Below are 19,999 nucleotides of genomic sequence, written 5' to 3' on the forward strand. Positions count from 1 at the left end.
CCCCATCACCAGGGCGTGCCATGAGTATCAAGATCTCCAATTTGCAGTTCTTCGTCGCGGTCGCCACCAGCCAGAACCTGTCCCAGGCCGCCCAACGCCTGCACCGCACGCCAGCGGCGGTATCCCTGTCGCTCAAGCAGCTGGAAGAGGAACTGGGCGGTTCGCTGTTCGAGGGCGAGCGCAAGAACCAGCTCAGCCCGCTGGGACGTTTCGTATTGCTCGAGGCGCAACGTGAACTGGCGCACTTCGAGCACACCATCGGCACCATCAAGGCCTACGCCAAGGCCGAAACCGGGCTGGTGCGGGTCGCGGCAGTGCCCTCCTTCGCCATCACCCTGCTGCCGCCGATCCTTGCGCAATTCCATGACCGCCACCCGCAGTTCCACCTGGACATCCGCGACATGGATTCGGCGCGCGTGGTGCAGGCGGTGCTCAGCGGCGAGGTGGATATCGGCATTGCGACCGTGCCCGCGATCATTCCCAACATCGAACAGGAACACCTCTTCTCAGATGCATTCTGCGTCGTGTGCAGCAGCGACAGCAGGCTCAATCAACTGGGCCGGCCAGTGCGCTGGAGCGACCTGCAAGGGCACAACTTCATCAACAGCGGTTTGGGCGCCGACATCACCGCCGCCGAATTCCGCCACATTCGTGACCAGTCGACCCTGAGCGTCAGAAACACCAACTCCCTTCTGGCCCTGGTCGCCCAGGGCATGGGCATCACCTTGCTCCCGGAGTTGCTGAGCCGTTCGGGGGCCAGCGGAAACCTGAGTTTCCTGCCCCTGGAAGACCGCAGCATCAAGCGCTCGGTGAGCGTGATTACCCAACCCAGGGAGACGCTGAATCATGCGTCCTATACGTTCTTGAAGGGGCTTAAGGAGACCCGGTTTGGGTAGGCGCGACAGACACTCTGCCCTATATGCGGGACGTACAGCCTTCTTCACTCTGGAAAGCTGAATGTTTAGCCACGGCCAACCTAAAGATCATCAGTTCTATGCTTGCTCCCATCCCGCGCCCCGTGTGAGCATCGGAGGATGATTTCCCGTCAGATCATCGCGCCCGCTCCATCCCATTCCGCAATGCCGAAAGCCAAGGCACTGGCGGGCGCAAATCCCCTTGTCCATATCATTCTCGCCTTCTGGGCGCTGTGGCATTGCCGCCATGCCCGTCCGCCGGATCTCTCGCTCGCTGTCCACTGACACGCATCGGCATCTTTGCCGTCCCCTCCTCGACCGCCCGTAACCCAACGGTGGTCCTGTGCGCCTCTGTGCGCGAGCGAATTCGACATGCACTTTGCATCTGTAGAACAGGCAACCCGTTTCCTCAGTGAAAACCCCGATATCGAACTGTTCGAGCTGTTCATCCTCGACGCCAACGGCGTGCCGCGGGGCAAGCTGTTGCACCGCGACGAACTGTTGGCCGTGTACCAGACCGGCCGGCCCCTGCCCAGCACCATTCTGGGCTTGACCATGAATGGCGACGACGTGGAGAACTCAGGGCTGGTGTGGGATGTGGGTGACATCGACTGCCGCGCCTACCCGCTCGATGGCAGCCTGGTACGCCTGCCCTGGCGGCGGATTGCGACGGCTGCGGTGCAGGTCAGCATGCACCCCACCGAGGGGCTGCCGGCCAGCGTCGCCGATCCGCGCCATGTGTTGCTGCGCACCATCGAAGCGCTCAAGGCCGACGGCTTCTATCCGGTGATGGCCTGCGAACTGGAGTTCTACCTGCTCGATCAGCAGCGCGATGCCCACGGCCGTCCACAACCGGCACTGGACAACGACGGTGGACGGCCGCGCACGACTCAGGTCTATGGCCTGCGCGAGCTTGAGCAGATTGAACCCTTCCTCGCCGACCTCTATGCCGCGTGCAAGGCCCAGGGTATCCCGGCGCGCACCGCGATCTCGGAATATGCGCCGGGCCAGGTGGAGATCACCCTGGAACATGGCGATGCGCTGGGAGCGATGGACCAGGCCGTGCGCTACAAGCGCCTGGTCAAGGGCGTGGCGCATGCCCACGGCATGCAGGCCTGCTTCATGGCCAAGCCCTTCGCGAATCTGGCGGGGACCGGGATGCACATGCACCTGAGCCTGGCCGACAGCGAGGGCAACAACCTGTTCGCCAGCGACGACAAGGCCGGGACGCCACTGCTGCGTCAGGCAGTGGCGGGCATGCTGCGCCACCTGCGTGATTCGCTGTTGTTGTTCTGCCCCAACGCCAACTCGTTCCGGCGTTTTCAGGCCAACAGCTACGCCCCGTTGGCGCCAACCTGGGGTGTCGACAACCGCACCGTCAGCCTGCGCGTACCGGGCGGTCCGGCCAACAGCCGGCATGTCGAGCACCGTATCTGCGGCGCCGATGCCAACCCCTATCTTGCTGCGGCAGCGATCCTTGCCGCCAGCCATCACGGCATCCGCGAGCAGCTCGATCCGGGCGCGCCGGTCGAAGGCAACGGTTACGCCCAGGCCACCGAGCACCTGCCCACCGACTGGCTCACCGCCCTCGACGCCCTTGAGCGCTCGGAATGGGCGCGGGAAGCCCTCGGCGACGGTTTTTTCGGCGTGTACCTGAAGGTCAAGCGTGCCGAGTACCGCCAGTTCATGGCTGAAGTCAGCGAACAGGACTGGCGCTGGTACCTGCATCAGGCCTGACTCCAAAGATTCGAACAAGGTGGAACCATGAACACAGCAACGCATTCCGGGCGGGCCCAGCGGGCGCCGTCCTACTACAGCGCAACCTTGAATGACCTCAGCGAATACCCGCAGTTGCACGGCACGGTAGAGGTCGATGTGGCGATCATCGGCGGCGGTTTTACCGGCGTCGCCACTGCAGTGGAGCTGGCGGAGCGCGGCCTGAAGGTCGCGATCATTGAAACCCACCGCATCGGCTGGGGCGCGAGTGGGCGCAACGGTGGCCAGGTCACCGGCAGCCTTTCGGGCGACGAGGCCATGCGCAAGCAGATGGGCAAGCATCTGGGCGCCGAGGTCGACGACTTCATCTGGCACCTGCGCTGGCGCGGGCATCAGATCATCGAGCAGCGGGTTCAGCGCTACGGCATCGCCTGCGATCTCAAACGCGGCCATCTGCACACCGCGATGAAGCCTTCGCACATGGAGGAGCTGCGCAGCTTCAAGGCCGAGGCAGAGCGCCGTGGCATGGGCGACCAGGTGCAGTTGCTCGACCGTCAGGGCATCGCCGAACACCTGCAAAGCCCGCTGTATCAGGGCGCCCTGAAGAACTTGCGCAACCTGCACCTGCATCCGCTCAACCTGTGCCTGGGCGAAGCGCGCGCGGCTCGCAGCCTGGGCGCGCTGATCTTCGAAAACTCAGAGGTGCTGGAGATCGTCCACGGCCCGCGCCCGGCCGTCGTCACCGCCCACGGTCGAGTCGAAGCGCGTCAGGTGATGCTGGCCGGCGACGTCTATCACAAGCTGGAAAAACCCAGGCTCGGCGGCAAGATTTTCCCGGCCATGGGCGGCATCGTCACCACCGAGCCACTGGGCGAACTGGCCGAGCAGATCAACCCGCAGGACCTGGCGGTGTACGACTGCCGGTTCGTGCTCGACTACTACCGCCTGACTGCCGACAAGCGCCTGCTGTTCGGTGGCGGAGCCAACTATTCGGGCAAGGATTCACGGGACATCGAGGGCGAGCTGCGGCCCTGCATCGAAGGCACCTTCCCGGCGCTCAAGGGCGTGCGGATTGATTTTCAGTGGAGCTGCGCCATGGGCATCGTCGTCAATCGCATCCCGCAGTTGGGCAAACTTTCGCCCAACGTCTGGTATTGCCAGGGCTACTCCGGACACGGCGTGGCGACCAGCCACATCATGGGCGAAATCATGGCCGAGGCCCTGACCGGCACCCTCGAACAGTTCGACACCTTCGCCGCCTGCAAGCACCTGCGCGTGCCGATGGGCAATATGCTGGGCAACCCGCTGCTGGCGGCAGGCATGTGGTACTACGGGATGCTGGAGAAGCTGCGCTGAGATGAAGGCGGCATGATAGGGCGGCACTCGAAAGATGAACTAATTGCATTTCAGTATCAAACTCTCAATAATCCGACCCAAGTGAGATAAGTTCTCTTTCGATAGTGTTTCTCAGGTAAGTCAAATCAATGCCGAACCCGCCTTCTGCGTCTGTCGAGCACCTTTATGCTGAGCACAATGCCTGGTTACGTCACTGGCTGAGCTGGCGTCTGGGGTCAAGTGTCGATGCGGCGGACTTGGCACAGGACACCTTCCTGAGACTGCTGCTCAAGCCTGTGCAGCCTGTTTTCGATAACGCACTGGCTGCTCGCGGCTATCTTCGCAAGATCGCGAATGGCATCTGCATCAACCTCTGGCAGAGGCGAGAGATCGAGCAAGCATGGCTCGACACCCTGGCCGCTCAACCAGAGCGCTACGCGCCGTCGGCAGAACAGAGTGCGGCCGTATTGCAAGCCTTGCAGGAGGTCGGGCAGATGCTGATCGAGCTGCCCGCCAAAGCCGCGCAGGCGTTTGTACTGGCGGTGGTGTGTCAGATGACTGACCGTGAAGTGGCAACGCAACTGGGCGTGTCCGATCGCATGGTACGCAAGTACGTGGCGCGGGCGATGCTGGGCTGCCTGCAACTGCAGGCGGCGTCCGAGGCGACGGCGCTCTGCGCCGAGACACCCTACTGATGCCTGCCCAGTCTGGGTTCAAGGTCATGGAGCAGGCCGCCGAGTGGTATGCCGAATTACGCTGTGGCGAAGTCGATCCGGCGCAGCAAGAAGCCTGGCGTCGATGGATCGAGGCCGAGCCAGCCCATCGTGAGGCATGGGAAGCCGTGCAATCCATCAGCCTGCGCTTCGATCCATTGCGGAAGTTGCCGGACCGCCGTCGCGCTGCCGACGATCTGCTAATGGCGCATCAGCGCGTTAGACGCCGCGCCGTGTTGCGTAGTCTCGGTTTGCTCGCCGGCATCGGTGCTTTCTGGTCGACCTGGCGCCTGACGCCGCTGCCCACCTGGAGTACCAGCCTGATCGCCGATTACCGCAGCGGCATTGGCGAACTGAGGAACGTGCAGTTGCCCGATGGTAGCCGCGTGTGGCTAAACACCACGACGGCCTTTGATATGGACTTCTCCGGCAGCAAACGCCTGGTGCACCTGCTCATGGGCGAGATTCTGATCGATACTGCACACGATGCCGAGCGGCCCTTTATCGTCAGTACCGCACAAGGTCGCTTCCAGGCGCTGGGCACCGAATTCAGCGTCCGATTGCGCGACCAGGAAACCGATCTCACGGTTTTCAAAGGCGCAGTTGAAGTCAGCCGTCCCGACAGCAGCGAACATCGGGTCATTCCGGCGGGTCAGCGACAGACCGTCACAGTGGGTCCGTTACCACCGACGGCCCCGGCAGACCTTGCAAGGCGGGCGTGGTCCGGGGGCCTATTGCTGGCTCAGGACATTCCCCTGGGCCAGGTACTCGACGAACTGTCGCGCTATCAGTTCGGCCACATCTCAATCGACCCTGCGGTGGCGCAGTTGAATGTATTCGGCACCCTGCCGTTGCGTGATGTCGACGCCGCGCTGTCCATCCTCGCCTCGTCTCTGCCGATCACCGTTGAACGGCGCATGCCCTGGTGGACCACGATCAGTGCCAAAAACAGTGCGCCCTGAATTTTTCTTCAAATACGGTTCCGCTTTTCAGTGCCTCGCCGGGTTTAGGAGTGAATCCCTACCCAACTCATCGTCTTGAGGACAAGGAACCGATGTTTTACCGTCCCCGTTGCGCCCCCCTGGGCCTGTGCGCCTCCCTGCTGACCTTCGCCGCCTGCTCGTTGCCCAGCGCCATGGCCCTGGCCGCTGAAACGGCAACCCGCGAGTACGACATCCCCTCCGGCCCGCTCAGTAACGTACTGTCGCGCTTCGCCGCTGAATCAGGCATCTATCTGGTGGGCCTGAGCGAGATGGCACAGGGACGCAACAGCCAGGGCCTGCATGGCCGCTATGAAATCAACGCCGGGCTGACGGTGCTGCTGGCCGGTACCGGGCTCACGGCGCAGAGGATCGGTAACAATGAATACCGACTGCAAGTGGCAGAATTCTCCGCCATGGAGTTGGGTGCGACCACCATCAACGCCCGGCTGGGCTCGGTCACCGAGGGCACAGGCTCCTACACCACCGGTGCGATCACCCTGGGTAAAGGCGAGCACAGCATCAAGGAAACGCCGCAATCGGTGACCGTCATCACCCGCAAGCGTATGGATGACCAAAACCTCAATACCATCGAGCAGGTGCTGGGGCAGACGCCGGGCGTGACCGTCACCGGCTCACCCATGGGCGGCAGCTACTTTTTCTCTCGCGGGTTCAGGATGGACGCGCCGTTCCAGTACGACGGCGTGCCGCTGGACGTCGGCGGCAACTACGTGCAGGCCAACAGTTTCAGCAGCGACACGGCGTTCTACGACCACGTTGAATTTCTGCGCGGTGCCGCAGGCATGATGCAAGGCGCAGGTACCCCGGCCGGCGCAGTGAATCTGGTGCGCAAACGCGGCCAGAGCACTCCAACCACCACCTTCACACTGTCCGGCGGGACCTGGGACAACTACCGCAGCCAAATTGACGTCGGTGGCCCGCTCAACGAAGCCGGTACCCTGCGTGGCCGGGCGATCGTCGGCGAACAAAGTCGCCACTACTTCTACGACTACGGCAAGCGCGAGGATCAGGTCGCCTACGGCGCACTGGACTATGACTTCAGCGACGACACCACCGCAGGCTTCGGCCTGGCCTATGAAAAGCTGCAGGCCACGCCCTGCTTCGGCGGCCTGCCCAGCTACAGCGACGGTTCGGACATCAGACTCAAACGTTCGACCTGCCTGGGCGCCAGCTGGAACCACTGGGACAGCGAGCGCACCACCGTTTTCGCCGACATCAAACACCGCCTCAACGATGACTGGAACGCCCGCCTGGCCGGAACCTGGACCCACAACCAGCAAAACATGAAGTACGTGCAAGGCGTCGGGGTCGGCACGGTAGCGCCGGGCGCGACGTCTTCGTCGATCCAGTCCATCGGCGCGTTGTTCGACTACGACTCGGTTGACTACGGCTTCGATGGCTACCTGGATGGCAAATTCCGCGCCTTCGGCCTTGAGCATCAACTGACCGTGGGCGCCAACACCAGCTATTCCCACAGCCATGACGTCTGGGCGCTGGCCTTCATGCCGCAGCGTGAGGACGTGTTCAACCCGACGCACTTCGTCCAGCCCAGCGACAGCTACATCGTCGACAACAGCTACCGCGGCGGTGCGCCCTACCCGGCCAAGACCACGGTCAAGCAACAGGGCGTCTACGGCAATCTGCGTCTGAAACTGGCCGAGCCGCTGACCCTGGTGCTGGGCGCACGGGCCAGTGACTGGCACTACACCAACGACAGCCACGCCTTTGGCGTCGCGCCCACTGACGAGCGTCGGGAGACTGGCCAGGTCACACCGTTCGCTGGCGTGCTGCTGGACATCACGCAGAACCTGACCCTGTACGCCAGCTATGCCGACGTGTTCCAACCCCAGTCCGACATCGACGCCAGCGGCAAGGTGCTGGACCCCAAGACCGGCAAGAACTACGAACTGGGGATCAAGGGCGAGTGGTTCGACGGCGCGCTCAACGGTTCGGCGAACCTGTTCCGGACTTATCAGGAACACGCCGCCGTTGCTGTCGACGATGCCACGATCTGCGATTCATGCTCGGTCGACAGCGGCAAGATCCGCGCCCAGGGTGTGGAGCTGGAACTCAACGGTTCGCCTATCGATCGCTTGCAGGTCAGTGCGGGCTACACCTACACCACCACCGAAACCTTGAGCCCGGTGGACAACCTCAACGTCGCCGTGAGCAACGGCACCACCTACAACACGCTTATTCCACGCCACTCGCTGCGCCTGTGGAGCGACTACCAGCTCGACGGCGACCTGAACCGCTGGACCGTGGGCGGCGGCGTCACCGCCCAGAGCGAAATCTCGCGCCTGGCCAGCGGCTTCAAGACCGAACAGGCCGGATACGCCTTGTGGAACGCGCGCCTGCAATACCGCATCGACGATCACTGGAGCGTGGCGCTCAACGGCAACAACCTGTTTGACCGCACGTACTACGCCACCATCGGTAACCGCACCGGCAGCAACTATTACGGTGATCCGCGCAACTATATGGTGACGTTGAAAGGAAGCTTCTGAACCGCGCAGACATGCTGGCGACGACCACTGGCGTGTCGCTTCCTTAACCTGAGGTCTGTCGAGTGACCCTTCGTAGCGTTCAGGGCAGTTCGATCTGGATCCTCCACGTACGTTGCAGATCCTGAACGGCTGGGAGGTGTTAGCAGGGCAAGGCGGGGGAAAGACGCCCTGCCCTGACTGGCTGCTAGCGGACAGAAGCAGCCCTTGGTCGATCTACCATCATCCGGCACGTTGTTTTAGGTGTGGGGACTGCCTTCGTAATCAACCACTACGGTGCCGCAGGTAACCGATACCGAACCCCAGTCCCCTTTCAGGTGGTAAGTGGCACCTTCTATCCTGAATACGTCTACATTGCCTAAATCGGTGTCACCGTTCGCATCCCTAGATACCAAAACACTCCTTTCATGCCAAAGAACGCGCTGGGTCAGGCAGAAATGAATGTGTGCATTCCAATAGCAGTACGCTTCCCCATCTGCTGGTTTCACATAGAGGGGATGTGATTCGAGCAGCACCAACTCCATTGCAAATGACAAGGTTGATACGCCCTCTTCAATCGCAAGGACGTAGCTGTCTTCCAGATAAACACTGGCAAAGCAGGTTTCATCGTAGTAATTCATAAATCGCAGATTGTGCAGATCTCAAGTGGGATCGTAGCAGCCACTGTCAATCGCCACGGTCCGCTTCGGGTCGATAGCTGCCCCTCAGCAGACCGCGCCGAACCCGTACTCCTCACCAAGCTTGCTTACGAGCGAACAAAGGATCAAGTACGCGTGCAAAGATTTATTTTCCGGTGAAAAAAGTATGGATAAACAGGCCGAAAAAAGCGCCGCAACTCAGAGCGGCCAGTGACAACAGATATTTCCCGACTTTCTCGGCATTACCACTGCCCTTTTCATGAATGAGTTTGCCCGTGAAACCGAAGATGATCGTTGGAACCATGTACACGCGAAAATGTGCGATAACCTGCTCACGCTCGGGTAAAAACCAAACCAGCACAGAAAAAAATAAAATTATGCCGTAAACGAATCCAGCGATGGCAAATGTGCCGCTAAGGGATTTTTCATGTCTCATCTTGATCAAACTTTCGATTCCTTTCGAGGCAGGGCGTTGACGGCATTTATCCGACTAAATCCGTCGCATGCAGCATACCATCCAATGTCCGCAAGCGAGCAAGCGTAGGGTTTCTTGACCGGCTGCAACCGGCCAAGAGCGGCCACTCCTCTCAAGCCCGGCGCGCTCTCGCCGCCCGCATAGTGAACGAACGAATTTTTTGCGCAAACCGACGTTACTCCTCGTCTTACGGAGCATAAATGTCAACGTAAAGAGAGATGCCAAGGTCACCGAGCATTCGCATCATTGGGGCGAAACCGTGACTTCCTCGATGGATTCGCGCATGAACCACCCACAAAAGATGTCTAATTCGAATCGACTCGCTACCAAAGCCCAGACATCCAATCTAGCGTCGATACTGCCCAATGGCCGTAAAATTTGACCATCAAAATCTGCGTTCTCAACTGGTTCAGCTTCGAGGATCCACCCACGAGTTTTCTTGGTAACAACCGCTCAATAGATCCACAACGGCATGAACGAAGAGTTTCCTCGAAAGCACCACTAAAATAAGCGAATACTCGAGCTGTCACTGAGAACTACAACAGCACACTACGCGAATGAACTAGACCGTCCAATGTCCGCTCTGGATCGATAGCAGCCACTGCAACCCCGACCACCCCGTCGATACTCCAAACGAGTGTTAGAATCCCCCACGTCCAGACTACCTCGAAAGATGCACCCATGCTCCTGAACCTCGAAATCCGCAGCTATGAGCGGGAAAACCGTCAGCACTCCCATGACCATGCTCAGTTGGTCCTGCCGGTTCGTGGCCAGATGGAAATTGACGTGGACGGGCGTGGCGGGTGCATTGATCAGTCATTGGCAGCGGTTGTCACCCCAGGCTCGGTACACTCCCAGCTCAGTCATGCAGGCAGCCGCTTTCTGGTGCTGGACTGTGCGCCGAAGCTGCTGGAGACGCTCCAGATGGGGCGGCTGGCTCAGAAGACATACCTGCCTATTTCCCCTGCAACGCGGCGCTTGATCGAGTTCGCCGAGCTGATAGGCAATGAGCAACTGGCCTTCGGCGCTGCACAGTTGGGCTCGCTGCTTCTTTCTTCATTGGGCGCTGACACTTTCAGTTCTCCATCCCCTATGGAGCAGTTGATTGCCCGCCTGCGGGCCAATCCGGGGGCGAACTGGAGCAACGAAGCCATGGCCCAGGCCGCGAACATGAGCATGAGCCAGATGCACCAGCGATTCAGGCAGATGTTCGCGATGAGTCCTCAAGCCTGGTTGACGCAATTACGCATCCAGGAAGCTCAACGATGGTTGCGTGGCACCTCCCTGCCGATAGCCGAGATCGCCCTGCGCGCAGGTTTTTGCGACCAGGCTTCGCTGACCCGAGCGATGCAACGTATAAGCGCCACCACCCCGGCTGCCTATCGCAAGACGCAAAAACAGTCCGGGTAAAAAATCCCACAGTTACTGACAATACTCCCCAAGTCCCGCGCATCAGACTTCACGCTTCAGTTTTTGGAGCGCGGGTGAAATGTTCGTTGATCGGTCGCTGTTGAAGGGCATTGTTTACGGGGTTTGCGCGGGGCTGTGTTGGGGAGTGATCTTTCTTGGACCGCAGCTCACTCAAGGTTTGAGCGGCCTGCAATTCGCGGTGCTCAGATTTCTCTGCTACGGCACGATTTCGGCGGCTCTGCTCATGCCCCGCTGGCGGCGGGTATGCGCAAATCTTGTCTGGGCTGACTGGAAGTCACTCTTCTGGCTCAGCCTGATCGGCAATATCGCTTATTACGCGCTGGTGGGCACCGGTGTGCAGCTAGTGGGTGTTGCGACGACGTCTCTGATCGTCGGGCTCATCCCGGTGCTGGTAACGTTGGCAGGTCGGCATGACGCAAACGCGGTCCCGCTCCCCAGGCTGCTACCCTCGCTGTGCTGCGCATTGGCTGGAGTCGTGCTCATCAGTTGGCACGCTCTGATCGATGGCGACACGCCTGACACCTCGACAAGCATCGGCGGGATTCTATGCGCCACGGGTGCCTTGGTGACGTGGAGTTGGTTCGCCGTGAGCAATGCCCGGCGGCTGGTGCAGGTCGCCAGCATTTCCTCCCATGACTGGGCCCTGCTGACGGGGGTCATGACGGGCGCTCAGTCGCTGCTTTTGGCGGTGCCAGTCCTGGCTTTTCAGGCAGAGACCCATGGCAGCGGCGAATGGCTGCACTTCTTCCTGGTGTCAGGTGGAGTGGCCCTTCTCTCTTCGGTCGTGGGTGGCGCGTGCTGGAATCAGGCAAGCCGACTTCTGCCGCTGGCGCTCAGCGGGCAAGTGCTGGTGATCGAGACGCTGGCGGCGCTGGTTTTCGGTTTTCTATGGGAACAGCGGTTACCCGATACCTACGAGATGGCGGCCATCGCACTCCTCGTAACGGGGGTTGTCTGGTGTCTGAATTGCCATCGCAGTCCACAGCACTCCCAAGCTGGCTAGCGCACATACTGACTCTGAGCCCGAGCTTCACCCTCCGCTATTGGCGACGTCATGCCGACCTTTCAGTCGCAATACAATCACAACCCACACCAGACACATAAGGCCTACAATTACGCCGCCAACAATAGCCGAGCTTTTTATGTTGGATCGATCCAGGGATCTGGTCCTTTCTGGATCACGTATGACGTTCGCGCCGTCATCGAGTGCAACCAGCTTGTTGTTCCTGATCCCGCCATAAACCGACTGACGATACCAGTGAGCCGTTACACGCTTACCGGTCAAAGCTCGAAGCTGCTCTTCTGAAAAACATCGCGTCGTGCCAGTGATACCCAGTGAGCAACTGAGAACGATGGTCCCCTGCTCATTGGAGATCGACAAGTACTCATCCCGCCCTCCACTTTTCACGGAAAAGGTCCCGACAACCACCTCCAACTGTTCGGGCCACCTGGCCGATATCAGCTTGTCGACCACGAACAGGCATTCAATGCCAAAAAGCATAACTATCGTCATCAAATAACGTCTCAGCATCAAAGCCCTTCCTGGAAAATGATGAGCACGGCGTGAATCAGGCTGTTCCGCCAACCTCACATCACAGTAGATCAACGTTGGACGGTCTGTCGGTTCGAAAGCGGACCCTCGCCCCCGCTACGCGAACCACCAAAACCGAAACAGGCCTTCCCATGGAAGAAATACATCTGTAGATTCGTATATACGCAGAAACGAATATACAGGTCAGACATGCCGACTCAGCCCCACACGTTCTTCAAATGTCTCGGTGACGAAACCCGCGCCCGGATCATGCTCATGCTCGCTGCCGAGGGCGAGCTATGTGTCTGCGAGCTGATCTGGGCGCTCGACGATCACCAACCGAAAGTCTCCCGACACCTTGCGCAGTTGCGTACCTGCGGGCTGCTGGAGGACCGCCGTCAGGGGCAGTGGATCTATTACCGCCTTCATCCAGAACTGCCTCAGTGGGCAGTGGATGTACTGCAAACGACGCTTGAAGCTAACCGTTCGTGGCTAGGTGATGACCAGGGCCGCCTGGCTGCCATGGAAGGTCGCCCGGTACGCCAGGTTTCCTGTTGCTAAGTGCTTCTGGAGAACTGACATGCTGCGGGCAATCTCAATATTTCTGGTCACGCTGGCACGGTCGGCCGCGTCCTCACCTCTCCCATTCTTCTTGCGAAACTGGCAGTACTTGCCGTGCGCCTGAGCATCAGCGCGTAGGAGTCAGCTTATGAAAGTCCTGTTCATGTGTACGGCCAATAGCTGCCGTAGCGTCCTGTCCGAGGGGTTGTTCAATCATGTGGCCCCGGACGGGTTCATCGCCATCAGTTCGGGCAGTTTCCCCAGCGGCAAGCTCAATCCGCGTGCGGTAAGCACTCTGCAAGGATTGGGAATCGACACGTCCGGCCTGTACAGCAAAGGCTCGGAAGCCTTCGCAGACACACCACCCGATGTCGTTATCACCGTGTGCGACAAGGCAGGCGGCGAGCCCTGCCCGGTGTATTTCGGCGCGGCCATAAAAAGCCACTGGGGGCTTTGCGACCCGTCCGAGGCACAGGGCACCGATGAGGATGTTCAGGCGGCATTCGATGCGACGGTTGAACACATCAAGAGGCGATTTTCCGCGTTCTTCACCCTGGAGCTGAAAACACTTCAGGGTGCTGATCTGAAACAGGCCCTGGACCAGATTGGAGCACTGTGATGAGCGAATTCGATACGGACCCTGCCGAGACCTTTCCGGCCCTTGATCTGTCGTTGATGGATTTGCCCAGCACCGACAAGCTGGGCCTTGCAGTTGCTTCGAACGTCAAGCCACGAATCCTTCTTCTCTATGGATCGACCAGGGAGCGTTCGTTCAGCAGACTGCTGACGCTGGAGGCAGCACGTCTGCTCCAGCACATGGGGGCCGAGACGATGATCTTCGATCCATCAGGGCTACCCTTGCCGGATGACGCACCGGCCGATCACCCCAAGGTGAAGGAGCTACGCGATCTGGTGCTGTGGTCAGAGGGTCAGGTGTGGTGCTCCCCGGAACGTCACGGCGCGATGTCTGCGGTGTTCAAGGCGCAGATCGACTGGATTCCTTTAACCATGGGCGCCGTGCGGCCTACCCAGGGCAAAACCCTCGCGGTGATGCAGGTGTGCGGCGGCTCGCAGTCCTTCAACACCGTGAACCAGATGCGTGTTCTGGGTCGGTGGATGCGCATGGTTACCATCCCGAACCAGTCGTCGGTGCCCAAGGCCTATCTGGAATTCGATGACGCAGACCGAATGAAGCCTTCGCCGTACTACGACCGTGTAGTCGATGTGATGGAAGAACTGGTCAAATTCACGCTGCTGGTTCGTGGCCGCGAGGACTATCTGGTTGACCGCTACTCCGAACGGAAAGAGAGCGCCGAGGCCTTGTCGGCACGGATGAATCAGCGCTCGATCTGAGCCTGTTCTGGCGAGGGCGGCTCTTACCTGAGCACCAGGTGTTCAGGTGCTCAGGCAAGATGAACGAGCGTCCGCTTTCGGCCACAAGCTGACACTGAGAAGGCCAGGGTTCAGCACGCTCGCATGTTTTTCGATGATTGAGCGCATTGACCCCAGTGCATGCAGAAGCACACCCTAGTGAGTACTCACGTCGTAGGGGATCTAAAGCTTTCGATTCGCGTGATGATATGCCGGAAAAAAAACAGCTCCCGCGAATCCGTCCAAGTAGACGGAGGTGATCAACAGTCACGGGAGCTGGAAAAGAGCGAACAATTACTGCGTGCCTGGGAACCGATCCCAGGGCAGAAATTCTGGTGCAGGCTCAGCCCTGCCTTTCGAGCACGTGATCGGTCAGGTTCATGAATTCGACTGCACGCCCGATGACGTCTGTGTCGGCAAGGATGCGTCGATGGCCGAGCCCGTGGGTTTCAACCAGAGTCGAATGCACCCACGCCTTCTGCAGCGCCCGCGATTGCGCGACCGGCACGACCCGGTCATCGCGATCATGGATGATCAAGCCTGAATGTCCGAGCCCCATGCCCAGTGCGGGAAGATCGACAGACGCCAGCGTAGCTCCCATGAACGCCTCCACCCAGCTGTAGAAAGCGGCTGTTTGCCGATCGTCAAGACAGTGGGCACGTGCAATCCCCAGCACGACAGAAGTCATCGAACTGGGCCCGCAAACGTGAACGCTTCGCCGGGCCGACAACCCGTTGTTCAAGGCCCATAGCGCCGCAGTTGAGCCTGCGGAATGGCCGATAACCCCATGAACATCGCCCAAATGCTTCGCCAGTTTCAGTGCTGCCTTGCCCGCGTGAATCACGCTCGACACCTCTGCACCAGAGTGGCCGTGGCCCGGCGCATCGAACATGGCAACGGAGAACCCTGCGGCAACCAGTGGTTTTACAAACCCCATCAGGTGAGAACCCCGGCTGGACCAGCCGTGCATCAGCAGGATGAGCGGCCCGCTGCCATACATCCAGAAAGCCAGGCGCTCCGCGTCGACGTCCAGCGACGCCTGCCATCCCTTACCCAGAAAGCTCACTTCACTCCACGAGGCAGAAACCCGCTCGGGTACGGCAAACGCTCGGCACGCCGCTTCAAGATCGGGGTCGGCAACGTTCAATTCGGCAAAGAGGTTCACGATGCAGCTCCTTTGGACGATGACAGCACCGGGTCACAGGTCACTGAGGCACGGGGAAATCGACCACCGTGTCGTTGATGCGGTTGAACACGTTGGTGAAGGTAATCACCGAGATCGCCAACCCGATGTGAACGATTTCTTCGCCGCTGTAGCCTGCGGCCTGCAGTGCCTGGACATCCTCTTCCGGCAACGTGCCAGGCTTGAGCGCGAGGCTGCGTACGAAGCTGACCAGAACATCACGCTTGGCATCGCCAGTGGCGTTGCCCTGGCGAATCTGACGCAGGGTCTCCGGGCTTAGGCCTGCCATCTTGCCTACCATGCTGTGGGCGGCGACACAGTAATCGCAACCTGCCAACTCGCTGATGGTCAGTTTCACGGTTTCCTGATCCGCTTTGCTCAGCGGACCACTTGCCAGAACCCTTGTCTGCCGAGAGCATCGCCGTCAGCGCTTGTGGGGCTAACGTTCCCAAAGCAGCGTAAGCATTGGGAACTTTCCCCAGAGCCTGTTTGATACCGGCGTACACTTGAGCGGTAGCGCCGCTGGCCTGATCGGTCGCAATTGCAGTGAAACGTGCCATGGTTGGATCTCCTCGGTATGAAAGTTGATGCCCATAAACTTGTTTTGAAGTCGCAGATGGGCACATCGAACTCAAGGCGGCTTCGGTTTGAGTTGTGCACACCTGCAGTTCACATGTATCGCAGCCCGCTCTACAGATGGCGTAACTGTCAGACTTACTACGCAGTAGTCATAGCACGTGTCGCTCTTTGCTCAAGTAACTGGCGTGCAGAGTCAGCAATCATGACCACGGCCCCAGCGAGCATCAGCACATCTTTAAGCACCAGTCTTCCGCCGCCCGACAAGTAAGGAAACCCGAACTCGGCATCCCCCATGCTTTGCACCCACGCCTCAGGCGTCGTTATGAGAAAAGATAACGTGACCCACGGGGTCAGGAATGCCAGTACCGACCCGACCATGCCAAGCCTGCGGGAAAAAAGGTAGGACAGCACCAGCACACCAATGAGGATTTCAACCGTCCCCAATCCGTTGGAAAACGCATAGGTGTGATTGGCGGCCTGCCATTCACGCTTGGCCGGATCTAGCTGACCTTCATGGGTGAGGTGTTCCTTGTACTGGTCCGGGTGCGCATAGAACAGGGACATCACCGGATTGTTTGCCACGAACGGGGTAATACTATCGGCCTCATAGGGCACGAACTTCAATGCGCCAATCCATAGAAATATAATAGCGACGCCTATGCGAATCAGGTGGATACCGATTTTATCCAGGCGACTGACGCGTAAAAGCAACCCATTCACAACTGATGGTTGATGTTTCATGATTTCCTGCATCCGATAATTGAGTCAGTCAAATGGTACGGCGAAGAAAGCGGGCCGTTATGTGTGATCGGCTCAGTTTTTTGTCCGATGCTCTCAAGCCCATCTAAATCCCACCCGGGAAACATGTAGCCCCAAACGAAACACACGCCGGGCTATTTGAACGCTGGTGAACAGGCTAACCGCGCACGCCCACAGCCGACAATTAACCCAAGTAACAGATGCACTAAACCAACGTATAGTCAGTTAGTCATGCACGACCAATTTCGGGCAGCCCGCGGCTCAGTCGCGAGGCACGATGCGCTGGATGCAATCGATGATGGTCTGGGCGTTGTAGGGTTTGTTCAGGAAGCACACGGCCCCAGCCGCCAGCGCCCGCTTGCGCAGCGACTCTTTGGGGTAAGCGGTGATGAAGATGATCGGGATGGATCGGCCACTGCTGATCAGCGTGCGCTGCAGCTCCAGACCGTCGATGCCAGGCATGTGCACATCGGAAATGAGGCAATCGGTGCTATCGATTTCGCTTGAGGCCAGAAACGCTTCGGCACATGAAAACAGGCAAGGCACATAACCCAGTGAGCGCACCAAGCTGCTCAGGGCCAGTCGACACGATGTGTCATCATCGACAATCGAAATACGGGTAACGTTATTCACTTTTTATTATCCTGGGCCCACGAACACGAGCATGCAGATGCCACGTACGCCCGCCTGTTGACCGCCACCGCGAGGCGGACGCTCATTCGTTGGATGCATCGCTGAAGACGCCTGCCGCCTGCGCGCAATGCTGCAACCGCCAGCGCCTGGGGCTGATTCCATTGAACTGCCTGAAGACCCGGGTGAAATAAGACTGGTCCGAGAACCCACATTCCTGGGCCACGACACAGATCGACAGCTCTCGCGTGCGCAGCAATGCCTGGGCCTTGCGAATCTGTTCTCGTCGAAACCAGTCGTGGGGCGCCAGCCCCGTGGCGTTCTTGAAAGCGCGGGAGAAATGACTGCGCGAGATGGCACAGGCATTGGCAACCTTTTCAATCGAGCACCCTTGAGCCATGAGATCGACCATTAGCTCCTTGGCTTTTTTCACCCGCCAGGGCGCCAGGTTCTCGAGCGTGCGCTTCGCGCCGTTCTGTGTAACCCCTTGGGTGAGCGAGGTGCCGTCCCAGTGCCCGGAGAACGTCACACTGCCCTGCATTACGCTGACGCCGGGCACACTGGGAATCGTTGGCAAACGTTGGTCCTGGGCCATGAAGTCACCTGAAAAGTCGCGATACCGAGCCTTGGGACGTGTCTGCGACGTCAGTCAGGCGGACAGCAGATAGAGTCGCCCCTCGCGGGGGCGCATGGAGTACGCCTGATGGAGCGATGTCAGTTTTTCGAACCGGACTGCGACAGCTCCAGTTGATGGCCAGCCCGAACCACGTCCGCGATGCTGCGGGCGCCTAGTTTGCGCATCATGTTGGCCCTGTGCAGTTTTACCGTGATCTCGCTGACCGCCAGATCACCTGCGATCTGCTTGTTGAGCCGACCCTTCACCACGCCCGCCAAGACTTGTTTCTCCCGGGGAGTCAGGCATTCGAAGCGCTGGCGCAGGGCGTCCATCTCAATCTGTTTCTCGACAAACTCAGAGTGGCTGGCCACCGCAACGGCCACGGCGTCGATCAGATCCTGAGAGCGGAATGGCTTGGTGAGAAAATCGGCGGCACCGGCCTTCATGGCTCGCACAGACATGGGGATGTCGCCATGACCGGTCATGAAAATGATCGGCACCCGGTTCTCCGATTCCGCCAACCGCTGCTGCAAATCGAAACCGCTGCTGCCCTGCAGCCTGACGTCCAGAATGAGGCACCCTGCCTTTCGCGCCAGTGGATGGGCGAGCATGTCCTCGGGGCCGGAAAAGGCCCTTGTGTCGTAACCGACCGACTTCAACAGGCTGGCGACCGAGCCGCTCAATACCGAGTCGTCATCGACAATCAAGACAACTGGCGCATTCACTTGCGCGGTGCTGGGTGAAGTTAAGTGATACATTCAGCCTCCCTGGCGACAGGGTTCAAGTTGACTGGGTTGATTGTTTCCAACACCCGTTTCTGTATGCCGAATTCGCGACTTGCGCCCCATCTAGCGACACTGTTGATGTCACAGTTCACGCGCACCCTGCAACGACGAAACATTAGCGCAGACGTCAATAATAAACATCTACGCTACTTAGGCTTACGGGCAACACGTCGGTGTGAACTTTGTACCCGCAGGGTGAACGGGTCAATTCATACCTAAGGTTAGGTAGTGCTTGCGGCTGAAGCGCAATCTTGTCCGTCCCTGGCATCACGCCTGAGCGATTGCGGGGACACTCCCAACTTGCGGATAAATACCTCGCGCAGGTGGCGCCGGTCACGAAATCCCGTCTCCCTGGCGATGATTTCCAGTGAATGGTGCCCGCGCTGAATCATGTTCCGGGCAGTTTCAAGGCGTAGTTGCTCCACCGCCTTGGCCGGTGACAAGCCGGTTTCCGCGAGAAATACCCGCCTGAATTGCCGCTCGCTGAGGTGGACAATCTTCGCCAGGGCGTCGGCGCTCAAATCGCCCGTCAGGTTGGCCCGGGCGTGGTCGAGCGCGGCCTGAACCCGGTCTGAACGGGGCGCGATGTTGAGCATTTCCGAATGCTGGGACTGCCCCCCGGAGCGGCGGTGATACATGACTAGAACCCGCGCAACGCGGTTGGCAATCTCATGCCCCAAGTCCTTTTCGACCATTCCCAGCACCAGGTCCATCGCCGCCGAAAGGCCGGCGGAGGTCCAGATGGAGCCGTCATTGATGAAGATGCTGTCCGGCTCGACCAGAGTGTTCGGGAAGCGCTGCTGGAGCACCCCGGCATAAGCCCAATGGGTCGTGACGCGCTTACCTTCGAGCAACCCCGCCTCGGCCAGCACGAAAGCGCCGGTGCACATCCCGCCGACTCGCTGGGCGCGGCTGGCGGCGGTCTTGACGAAGTCCAGCTCTTGAACAGTACTGTCGCGGGCCAGCGGATCCACTATTCCGGACACCATCCAGGTGTCGGCCTGAGACTCGCTGCTGGCCTTGAGGGTGTTGACCGACGCCCCGATCGAGGAGGTGATCACCCCGCCGGTCAACGAATAGTTGGTGACCTGATAAACCTGTTCCTTGGCCACCACATTGGCAAATTCGAACACTGACTGGGTCCCCAGCGCCATGACCTGAAACCCTTCCGTGAGGAAGTAACCGATTCTGTGCATTTTCACTCCGTCCGGCGTCATGTCCGAAAACATGACCCTAAATGTCGTTTCAATTCCCGTC

General features: G+C 59.5%; 21 protein-coding genes. 11 read left to right on the forward strand and 10 right to left on the reverse strand.

Going from position 1 to position 19,999, the window contains the following annotated elements; translation table 11 throughout:
• Positions 1-20 precede the first annotated feature (20 nt).
• The 6 genes from NPS29_RS02050 to NPS29_RS02075 all read left to right on the forward strand — a co-directional run bounded on the left by NPS29_RS02050 (position 21) and on the right by NPS29_RS02075 (position 8,186).
• Positions 21-896, forward strand: a complete 876-nt coding sequence (locus NPS29_RS02050; protein WP_274130407.1) for a LysR family transcriptional regulator — start codon at positions 21-23, stop codon at positions 894-896.
• Positions 897-1,286: 390 nt separating this feature from the next.
• Positions 1,287-2,651, forward strand: coding sequence for a glutamine synthetase family protein (locus NPS29_RS02055; RefSeq protein ID WP_274130408.1), 1,365 nt, complete (start codon positions 1,287-1,289; stop codon positions 2,649-2,651).
• 27 nt (positions 2,652-2,678) lie between these two features.
• A complete protein-coding gene (locus NPS29_RS02060; protein ID WP_274130409.1) occupies positions 2,679-3,986 on the forward strand; it encodes an NAD(P)/FAD-dependent oxidoreductase in 1,308 nt (435 codons plus the stop codon).
• Positions 3,987-4,114: 128 nt separating this feature from the next.
• Positions 4,115-4,660: a sigma-70 family RNA polymerase sigma factor gene (locus tag NPS29_RS02065; RefSeq protein ID WP_274130410.1), complete on the forward strand. Its 546-nt coding sequence runs from the start codon at positions 4,115-4,117 to the stop codon at positions 4,658-4,660.
• A gap of 26 nt (positions 4,661-4,686) precedes the next feature.
• Complete coding sequence (locus NPS29_RS02070) at positions 4,687-5,640, forward strand: FecR domain-containing protein (RefSeq protein WP_274130411.1); 954 nt, start codon at positions 4,687-4,689, stop codon at positions 5,638-5,640.
• A 92-nt stretch (positions 5,641-5,732) separates the two neighbouring features.
• The gene (locus NPS29_RS02075; RefSeq protein WP_274130413.1) at positions 5,733-8,186 is read left to right on the forward strand and encodes a TonB-dependent siderophore receptor; all 2,454 of its coding nucleotides are present in this window, start codon (positions 5,733-5,735) and stop codon (positions 8,184-8,186) included.
• 236 nt (positions 8,187-8,422) lie between these two features.
• On the opposite strand, the gene NPS29_RS02080 is transcribed toward NPS29_RS02075, so the two are convergent.
• Both NPS29_RS02080 and NPS29_RS02085 read right to left on the reverse strand, forming a co-directional pair.
• On the reverse strand, positions 8,423-8,803 hold the full coding sequence (locus NPS29_RS02080) for a hypothetical protein (RefSeq protein ID WP_274130414.1): 381 nt from the start codon (positions 8,801-8,803) through the stop codon (positions 8,423-8,425).
• 163 nt (positions 8,804-8,966) lie between these two features.
• Complete coding sequence (locus NPS29_RS02085) at positions 8,967-9,266, reverse strand: hypothetical protein (RefSeq protein WP_274130415.1); 300 nt, start codon at positions 9,264-9,266, stop codon at positions 8,967-8,969.
• A 711-nt stretch (positions 9,267-9,977) separates the two neighbouring features.
• Between NPS29_RS02085 and NPS29_RS02090 the strand changes: the two genes are divergently transcribed.
• Both NPS29_RS02090 and NPS29_RS02095 read left to right on the forward strand, forming a co-directional pair.
• Positions 9,978-10,706: a helix-turn-helix domain-containing protein gene (locus tag NPS29_RS02090; RefSeq protein ID WP_274130416.1), complete on the forward strand. Its 729-nt coding sequence runs from the start codon at positions 9,978-9,980 to the stop codon at positions 10,704-10,706.
• A gap of 79 nt (positions 10,707-10,785) precedes the next feature.
• Positions 10,786-11,730 (forward strand): DMT family transporter, encoded by a 945-nt coding sequence (locus NPS29_RS02095; protein ID WP_274130417.1) that lies wholly within the window; start codon positions 10,786-10,788, stop codon positions 11,728-11,730.
• Positions 11,731-11,757: 27 nt separating this feature from the next.
• On the opposite strand, the gene NPS29_RS02100 is transcribed toward NPS29_RS02095, so the two are convergent.
• Complete coding sequence (locus tag NPS29_RS02100) at positions 11,758-12,258, reverse strand: hypothetical protein (protein ID WP_274130418.1); 501 nt, start codon at positions 12,256-12,258, stop codon at positions 11,758-11,760.
• A 210-nt stretch (positions 12,259-12,468) separates the two neighbouring features.
• Here NPS29_RS02100 and NPS29_RS02105 point away from each other — a divergent pair, with 210 nt between their 5' ends.
• The 3 genes from NPS29_RS02105 to arsH all read left to right on the forward strand — a co-directional run bounded on the left by NPS29_RS02105 (position 12,469) and on the right by arsH (position 14,172).
• Positions 12,469-12,819: a metalloregulator ArsR/SmtB family transcription factor gene (locus tag NPS29_RS02105; protein ID WP_274130419.1), complete on the forward strand. Its 351-nt coding sequence runs from the start codon at positions 12,469-12,471 to the stop codon at positions 12,817-12,819.
• A gap of 148 nt (positions 12,820-12,967) precedes the next feature.
• Entirely contained in the window at positions 12,968-13,438 is a 471-nt protein-coding gene (locus NPS29_RS02110) for an arsenate reductase ArsC (RefSeq protein ID WP_274130420.1), read from the forward strand.
• Positions 13,438-14,172 (forward strand): arsenical resistance protein ArsH, encoded by a 735-nt coding sequence (gene arsH, locus NPS29_RS02115; RefSeq protein ID WP_274130421.1) that lies wholly within the window; start codon positions 13,438-13,440, stop codon positions 14,170-14,172. Before NPS29_RS02110 ends, arsH begins: the two co-directional genes overlap by 1 nt.
• A 361-nt stretch (positions 14,173-14,533) precedes the next feature.
• On the opposite strand, the gene NPS29_RS02120 is transcribed toward arsH, so the two are convergent.
• The 7 genes from NPS29_RS02120 to NPS29_RS02150 form a co-directional block, all read right to left on the reverse strand.
• A complete protein-coding gene (locus NPS29_RS02120) occupies positions 14,534-15,355 on the reverse strand; it encodes an alpha/beta hydrolase (RefSeq protein WP_274130423.1) in 822 nt (273 codons plus the stop codon).
• 40 nt (positions 15,356-15,395) lie between these two features.
• On the reverse strand, positions 15,396-15,731 hold the full coding sequence (locus tag NPS29_RS02125) for a carboxymuconolactone decarboxylase family protein (RefSeq protein ID WP_274130424.1): 336 nt from the start codon (positions 15,729-15,731) through the stop codon (positions 15,396-15,398).
• Positions 15,732-16,090: 359 nt separating this feature from the next.
• A complete protein-coding gene (gene rclC, locus NPS29_RS02130; RefSeq protein ID WP_274130425.1) occupies positions 16,091-16,693 on the reverse strand; it encodes a reactive chlorine resistance membrane protein RclC in 603 nt (200 codons plus the stop codon).
• Positions 16,694-16,972: 279 nt separating this feature from the next.
• Positions 16,973-17,344 (reverse strand): response regulator transcription factor, encoded by a 372-nt coding sequence (locus NPS29_RS02135; RefSeq protein ID WP_274130426.1) that lies wholly within the window; start codon positions 17,342-17,344, stop codon positions 16,973-16,975.
• An 82-nt stretch (positions 17,345-17,426) separates the two neighbouring features.
• On the reverse strand, positions 17,427-17,936 hold the full coding sequence (locus NPS29_RS02140) for a helix-turn-helix domain-containing protein (RefSeq protein ID WP_274130427.1): 510 nt from the start codon (positions 17,934-17,936) through the stop codon (positions 17,427-17,429).
• A gap of 119 nt (positions 17,937-18,055) precedes the next feature.
• Positions 18,056-18,715 (reverse strand): response regulator transcription factor, encoded by a 660-nt coding sequence (locus NPS29_RS02145; RefSeq protein ID WP_274130428.1) that lies wholly within the window; start codon positions 18,713-18,715, stop codon positions 18,056-18,058.
• Positions 18,716-18,963: 248 nt separating this feature from the next.
• Entirely contained in the window at positions 18,964-19,938 is a 975-nt protein-coding gene (locus NPS29_RS02150) for a GlxA family transcriptional regulator (protein ID WP_274130429.1), read from the reverse strand.
• Positions 19,939-19,999 lie beyond the last annotated feature (61 nt).

This window comes from Pseudomonas putida (genome assembly GCF_028682175.1).
In the GTDB taxonomy this organism is placed as follows: Bacteria; Pseudomonadota; Gammaproteobacteria; order Pseudomonadales; family Pseudomonadaceae; genus Aquipseudomonas; species Aquipseudomonas putida_AD.

What these genes read in the sequence shown, in the direction of transcription:
- NPS29_RS02095 (WP_274130417.1), top strand. Translation starts at nt 10,786, where the DNA reads ATGTTCGTTGATCGGTCGCTGTTGAAGGGCATTGTTTACGGGGTTTGC.
- NPS29_RS02060 (WP_274130409.1), top strand. Translation starts at nt 2,679, where the DNA reads ATGAACACAGCAACGCATTCCGGGCGGGCCCAGCGGGCGCCGTCCTAC.
- NPS29_RS02070 (WP_274130411.1), top strand. Translation starts at nt 4,687, where the DNA reads ATGGAGCAGGCCGCCGAGTGGTATGCCGAATTACGCTGTGGCGAAGTC.
- NPS29_RS02050 (WP_274130407.1), top strand. Translation starts at nt 21, where the DNA reads ATGAGTATCAAGATCTCCAATTTGCAGTTCTTCGTCGCGGTCGCCACC.
- NPS29_RS02150 (WP_274130429.1), bottom strand. Translation starts at nt 19,938, where the DNA reads ATGCACAGAATCGGTTACTTCCTCACGGAAGGGTTTCAGGTCATGGCG.
- arsH (WP_274130421.1), top strand. Translation starts at nt 13,438, where the DNA reads ATGAGCGAATTCGATACGGACCCTGCCGAGACCTTTCCGGCCCTTGAT.
- NPS29_RS02080 (WP_274130414.1), bottom strand. Translation starts at nt 8,803, where the DNA reads ATGAATTACTACGATGAAACCTGCTTTGCCAGTGTTTATCTGGAAGAC.
- NPS29_RS02075 (WP_274130413.1), top strand. Translation starts at nt 5,733, where the DNA reads ATGTTTTACCGTCCCCGTTGCGCCCCCCTGGGCCTGTGCGCCTCCCTG.
- NPS29_RS02100 (WP_274130418.1), bottom strand. Translation starts at nt 12,258, where the DNA reads ATGCTGAGACGTTATTTGATGACGATAGTTATGCTTTTTGGCATTGAA.
- NPS29_RS02090 (WP_274130416.1), top strand. Translation starts at nt 9,978, where the DNA reads ATGCTCCTGAACCTCGAAATCCGCAGCTATGAGCGGGAAAACCGTCAG.
- NPS29_RS02105 (WP_274130419.1), top strand. Translation starts at nt 12,469, where the DNA reads ATGCCGACTCAGCCCCACACGTTCTTCAAATGTCTCGGTGACGAAACC.
- NPS29_RS02140 (WP_274130427.1), bottom strand. Translation starts at nt 17,936, where the DNA reads ATGGCCCAGGACCAACGTTTGCCAACGATTCCCAGTGTGCCCGGCGTC.
- rclC (WP_274130425.1), bottom strand. Translation starts at nt 16,693, where the DNA reads ATGAAACATCAACCATCAGTTGTGAATGGGTTGCTTTTACGCGTCAGT.
- NPS29_RS02065 (WP_274130410.1), top strand. Translation starts at nt 4,115, where the DNA reads ATGCCGAACCCGCCTTCTGCGTCTGTCGAGCACCTTTATGCTGAGCAC.
- NPS29_RS02110 (WP_274130420.1), top strand. Translation starts at nt 12,968, where the DNA reads ATGAAAGTCCTGTTCATGTGTACGGCCAATAGCTGCCGTAGCGTCCTG.
- NPS29_RS02055 (WP_274130408.1), top strand. Translation starts at nt 1,287, where the DNA reads ATGCACTTTGCATCTGTAGAACAGGCAACCCGTTTCCTCAGTGAAAAC.
- NPS29_RS02145 (WP_274130428.1), bottom strand. Translation starts at nt 18,715, where the DNA reads ATGTATCACTTAACTTCACCCAGCACCGCGCAAGTGAATGCGCCAGTT.